This window comes from Serratia montpellierensis, from assembly GCF_020858655.1.
GTDB classification, from domain to species: Bacteria; Pseudomonadota; Gammaproteobacteria; order Enterobacterales; family Enterobacteriaceae; genus Serratia; species Serratia montpellierensis.
Map to the genome: position 1 here is coordinate 217,113 of NZ_VOSN01000004.1, position 4,983 is coordinate 222,095.

Genomic DNA, 4,983 nt, shown 5'->3' on the forward strand with positions numbered 1-4,983 from the left:
AAATATCCTGACTATATCTATTACTCTGGAAAATAGATTTTTTGTCATATGCAGTTTTTTCTTATAAGAAAGTATAATGTTTTTTATCGGGGAAATAGCCAAATCAATATATAATTGATAGCTTCAGGTTATTATTTAAATAATAAAAATGCCTATTTATTAATGTGTTGATAAGAATTATCTGGTTATATCAACGATAACTCTTAATTCTTTAGTGTATTATTCGATAAATTTCACGTTAATTAAAACAAATATTAGCCAGACGTCTCGAATCGAGTAGACTAGGCGAAAGATTATTTCCGTATAGGTACTGAACGTTATGTCTACTGAAAGCGCGTCTTTAAAAAACCACAATACGTTTGCGCTCCCGGTCAACGCAGCGCACCTGATCATAGCCGATAGAATTGAGCTGATGCTCAAGGTGTGGCAACAAACGCGTAAGCGTCAGGAGCCGCTGCTGATTCTCGGTGAAGGTAGCAACGTGCTGTTCCTGGAGGATTTTACGGGCACGGTAATGGTCAATCAGCTGAAGGGTATCGATGTTCGAGAAGATAACGATGCCTGGCATCTCCACGTCAGCTCCGGTGAAAATTGGCATGACCTGGTGCAATATACGCTGCAGGCCGGGATCTGCGGCCTGGAAAACCTGGCGTTGATTCCTGGATTGGCCGGTTCTGCACCTATCCAGAACATCGGCGCCTACGGCGTCGAATTGAAAGATGTCTGTGAGTATGTCGATCTGCTGGACTTCTCTACCGGTGCCATTGACCGTATTCCGGCAGCCGAGTGTGGTTTCGGCTACCGGGAAAGCATTTTCAAACACCGCTTCCAAACTGGACATGTCATTGTTGGGCTCGGCCTGCGTCTGAGCAAAGAGTGGCAACCCAAGTTGAGCTATGGCGATCTGGCCAAGCTGGATCCTGCCATGGTGACACCACTTCAGGTATTTGAATCTGTGTGCGCCATGCGCCGCAGCAAGCTGCCCGATCCGCGTGAAACCGGCAATGCCGGCAGCTTCTTCAAGAATCCGTTGGTAAACGCAGAGAAAGCCGCAGAACTCATCGCCAAATATCCCGGTATACCGCATTATCCGCAGCAGGATAGCCAGGTGAAGCTGGCCGCTGGCTGGTTGATCGATCAGTGTGAACTGAAAGGATATCGTATCGGTGGAGCTGCGGTACACCGCCAGCAGGCGCTGGTGCTGGTGAATATCGACAACGCCCACAGCCAGGATGTGGTGGCGCTGGCGCGCCACGTACGCAAGACGGTGGCCGATAAATTCGGTGTGTGGCTGGAGCCTGAGGTGCGTTTTATTGGCGCGACCGGTGAGCTGAATGCCGTGGCGGTGCTGTCATGAAAGATACCAAGGTTCCGTTAAAACTGATCGCACTGCTGGCCGACGGCGAATTCCATTCCGGGGAACACCTCGGTGAGTCACTCGGCATGAGCCGTGCCGCGATCAATAAGCATATTCAAACCATTCGCGAGTGGGGACTGGATGTCTTTACCGTGCCCGGCAAAGGATATAGCTTGCCTGCCCCCATGCCGCTATTGGAGGCGGAACGCATTCTTAAAGGGCTGGACGACAAACGCGTTACCGTGTTGCCGGTAGTCGACTCTACCAATCAATATTTGCTGGATCGTATCGAAACGCTGCAATCTGGCGACGCCTGTATCGCTGAGTATCAACTGGCTGGCCGCGGTCGTCGTGGACGCCAGTGGATTTCGCCGTTTGGTGCCAATTTATACCTGTCGATGTTTTGGCGATTGGAACAGGGACCGGCTGCGGCGATGGGACTGAGCCTGGTGATCGGCATGGTGATGGCGGAGGTCTTGCAGCGCCTTGGTGCTAAAGACGTGCGAGTAAAATGGCCCAACGACCTCTACCTGAACGATCGCAAATTGGCAGGGATCCTGGTCGAGTTGACAGGAAAAACCGGCGATGCGGCTCAGTTGGTCATCGGTGCCGGCATTAATTTGGCGATGCGGGATACCAATGCCGGGGGGATCAACCAGGGTTGGATCAACCTGCAAGAAGCCGGCATTAACATCGATCGTAATGAACTGACGGCTACTCTGCTCAATGAATTGCGGCAGTCGTTAAAACAATTCGAGATAGATGGGCTGGCGCCATTCATTGGCCGTTGGCGCACGCTGGATAATTTTATCGACAGACCGGTCAAGCTGCTGATCGGTGAGCGACAGATTGTGGGCATCGCCCGGGGTATCGACTCGCAAGGTGCACTTCTGCTGGAACAAGACGGGGAAATAAAACCCTTTATCGGCGGAGAGATATCGCTGCGCAGCGCGGAATAGTGAGAAAAGACAAGGGGACGGCAGCGTCCCCTTGATCGTTAGGTGGGCTTACTTTCTTAAACGCACGCTTTCAACGGCGTGGTTGGCGCTTTTGGTCATGATCAGGCTGGCTCGTTCGCGCGTGGGCAGTATATTCTGCTGCAAATTCAACCCGTTAATTTCATTCCATAATTGCGTGGCGATATTAACCGCTTCCGGTTCCGGCAATTTTGAATAGTGATGGAAATAAGAATCGGGATTGGAAAATGCGCCCTGACGGAATTTCAGGAAGCGATTGATATACCAGCTTTGCAATAGCGTCTCCGGGGCATCGACATATATAGAGAAGTCGACAAAATCGGAAACGAATACGCGATGAGGATCGTGAGGGTAATCCATACCGCTTTGCAATACGTTAAGCCCTTCCAGGATAAGAATATCCGGTTGCTCGATGACTTTATTGCCTTCGGGTACAACATCATAGATTAAATGAGAATAAACTGGAGCGGTAACGCGTTTGGCGCCGGATTTCACTTCCGACACGAATTTCACCAGGCTATGCATATCGTAAGACTGCGGGAAGCCTTTTTTCTTCATCAGGCCGCGTTCGTTCAGCACCTTATTAGGATGCAAGAAGCCGTCGGTTGTGATCAGCTCAACGCTGCGGTGTTCCGGCCAGCGGCTCAGCAGTGCCTGCAACAAGCGCGCTGTTGTGCTCTTGCCGACGGCTACGCTGCCAGCGATGCCGATGACATAGGGAATCTTTTGCCCGTCAGTGCCGAGGAATTGCTCCAGTACCGCCTGTCGCCGCAGGTTGGAGCTGATATAGAAGTTCAACAGTCGTGATAGCGGCAGATAAATCTGCGCAACTTCTTCCAACGAGAGATCTTCGTTAATCCCTTTCAGTTTAACGATCTCTTCTTCCGACAACGTCAGCGGCACCGAATCTCGCAACGCAGCCCATTGGGTGCGATCGAACTGTAGGTAGGGCGTTGCTAAAGATTGATCTCTTTTTATCATAAGCCAAATTCTGCCTGTTAACGCAGGTTGGGAAAGGCGCCGGACGCCAGCTCCAGAGAATAAACAAGCTGCATATTATAGACAGCTTCGTTTTTGGCGTAGACTTTTTTCGCAAAAGTTGTCGATAGGCAGCAGTTTATGTCAATTGTGCGAAGCGGCGCGCAGTTGATTAAGCAGGGGGGCAAGGCGGTATCATCGGGGGCGGATACCGCCTGAAGGCTAGCTGGCGATGGCGCGCGAAGGTTGGTTCACGGCGAACAGACGTTTGTAATAAATAACGGTTGGATGGTAATGCCCATCGGGCCCCGCCGCATAATCCGGTAGCTCGCCCAAACAGCGATAACCCAGGCTGCGATAAAGCGCTTCTGCCGCCGAACCGGTCTGCGTATCCAGGTACAATAGTCCGCGCTGCTGTTGCAGTGCCGCGTGCTCCAGTGACTTCATCAGCGCCTGACCTACGCCGTTTCGGCGAGCGCGGCTATGCACCAACAGCTTCACGACCTCCGCACGATTACGGCCGTTCGGCTTCTGGCAGAGCTCGAGTTGCACGGTGCCAACGACGCCGCGCTCGTCGCGGGCAATCCACAGCAGCAGTTCACCTTTGGCCAAGGCCGGTCGCAGACTGTGGAAGTAGCTTTCGGCGTCTTCGTGAGGGATTAAGGTGTCGTAACCGACAGAAGCGCCGTGCGTGACGGCATCGGTCAACAGGCGGGCCAATTCATCGCGGTAAATCGGTAGCGTAGCGGCGTTGATAGGCACTATTTTCATCGGTCATTCCTCCTGGGATGGGGGTAATGAAGAGAAGCAATAACTGAGCCACAGCGGCGAAAGGCATGGCGACGGCAAAAGGGCGAGGGATCAGTGTAGCCCACGCCGCAGTCCGGGGCAGGTATCCCCTTTTTGGTGCATCGATCCCGCTCACAGTTTACCGTCACGGGTTAAGTGTTTTGAGAAGCCTGACACGGAGAAAGCGGCGCTCAAGGCTTGCAAAAAGTGGATAAAATTGTAGAGAATGATTGCCGCGAGTGATGAATGTTTGCACGCCGCAGGCTGCGAATTGCATGACAGTATGCAAAATTGACTGATTTATGAGCGAAAGTGCGCGTAAAGCAATTTTTTTGTTGCATAGGTCGCCCGCTCTACCTAGAATGCGCTGCACTTGATGCCGGCTTAGCTCAGTAGGTAGAGCAACTGACTTGTAATCAGTAGGTCACCAGTTCGATTCCGGTAGCCGGCACCATTCAAGTCACAAGTAGTTAAAATCTGGTGGGGTTCCCGAGCGGCCAAAGGGAGCAGACTGTAAATCTGCCGTCACAGACTTCGAAGGTTCGAATCCTTCCCCCACCACCAAATCTTGCCTTCGGCGATTAACTGAGATGCGATAAATACCGCAACGGTTGATGGCGGGAGGAGAGGGCGAAAGCCTTCGGCAAGGTTCGAGCTGTGCAGCGCAAGGCGCAGCCGGCCCGAAGGATGCGAGCCGAGTGATGAACAATCCTGCTCCATCCCAAAATTCTACAGAAAAATCAGGTAGCCGAGTTCCAGGATGCGGGCATCGTATAATGGCTATTACCTCAGCCTTCCAAGCTGATGATGTGGGTTCGATTCCCACTGCCCGCTCCAAGATGTGCTGATATAGCTCAGTTGGTAGAGCGCACCCTTGGTAAG

4 protein-coding genes, 4 tRNA genes and 1 other RNA gene (1 of these 9 cut by a window edge) are annotated in these 4,983 nt (G+C 52.1%); 7 read left to right on the forward strand and 2 right to left on the reverse strand.

What is annotated here, in order from left to right; all coding sequences use genetic code 11:
- Positions 1-319 precede the first annotated feature (319 nt).
- Positions 320-1,357: a UDP-N-acetylmuramate dehydrogenase gene (gene murB, locus FUU19_RS05180; protein ID WP_141971614.1), complete on the forward strand. Its 1,038-nt coding sequence runs from the start codon at positions 320-322 to the stop codon at positions 1,355-1,357.
- Positions 1,354-2,316, forward strand: coding sequence for a bifunctional biotin--[acetyl-CoA-carboxylase] ligase/biotin operon repressor BirA (birA, locus tag FUU19_RS05185; RefSeq protein WP_141971612.1), 963 nt, complete (start codon positions 1,354-1,356; stop codon positions 2,314-2,316). Before murB ends, birA begins: the two co-directional genes overlap by 4 nt.
- A 48-nt stretch (positions 2,317-2,364) precedes the next feature.
- Here birA and coaA read toward each other — a convergent pair whose 3' ends face one another.
- A complete protein-coding gene (gene coaA / locus FUU19_RS05190; RefSeq protein WP_107228142.1) occupies positions 2,365-3,315 on the reverse strand; it encodes a type I pantothenate kinase in 951 nt (316 codons plus the stop codon).
- Between the two features lie 219 nt (positions 3,316-3,534).
- The gene (locus tag FUU19_RS05195) at positions 3,535-4,083 is read right to left on the reverse strand and encodes a GNAT family N-acetyltransferase (RefSeq protein WP_141971610.1); all 549 of its coding nucleotides are present in this window, start codon (positions 4,081-4,083) and stop codon (positions 3,535-3,537) included.
- Positions 4,084-4,479: 396 nt separating this feature from the next.
- On the opposite strand from FUU19_RS05195, the gene FUU19_RS05200 reads away from it, so the two are divergent.
- The 5 genes from FUU19_RS05200 to FUU19_RS05220 all read left to right on the forward strand — a co-directional run.
- Positions 4,480-4,555, forward strand: a tRNA-Thr gene (locus FUU19_RS05200).
- Between the two features lie 25 nt (positions 4,556-4,580).
- Positions 4,581-4,665 (forward strand) — tRNA-Tyr (locus FUU19_RS05205).
- 46 nt (positions 4,666-4,711) lie between these two features.
- A non-coding RNA gene (locus tag FUU19_RS05210) (RtT sRNA) lies at positions 4,712-4,827 on the forward strand.
- 36 nt (positions 4,828-4,863) lie between these two features.
- Positions 4,864-4,938, forward strand: a tRNA-Gly gene (locus FUU19_RS05215).
- A 6-nt stretch (positions 4,939-4,944) separates the two neighbouring features.
- Positions 4,945-4,983, forward strand: a tRNA-OTHER gene (locus FUU19_RS05220); it runs 38 nt beyond the window's last position.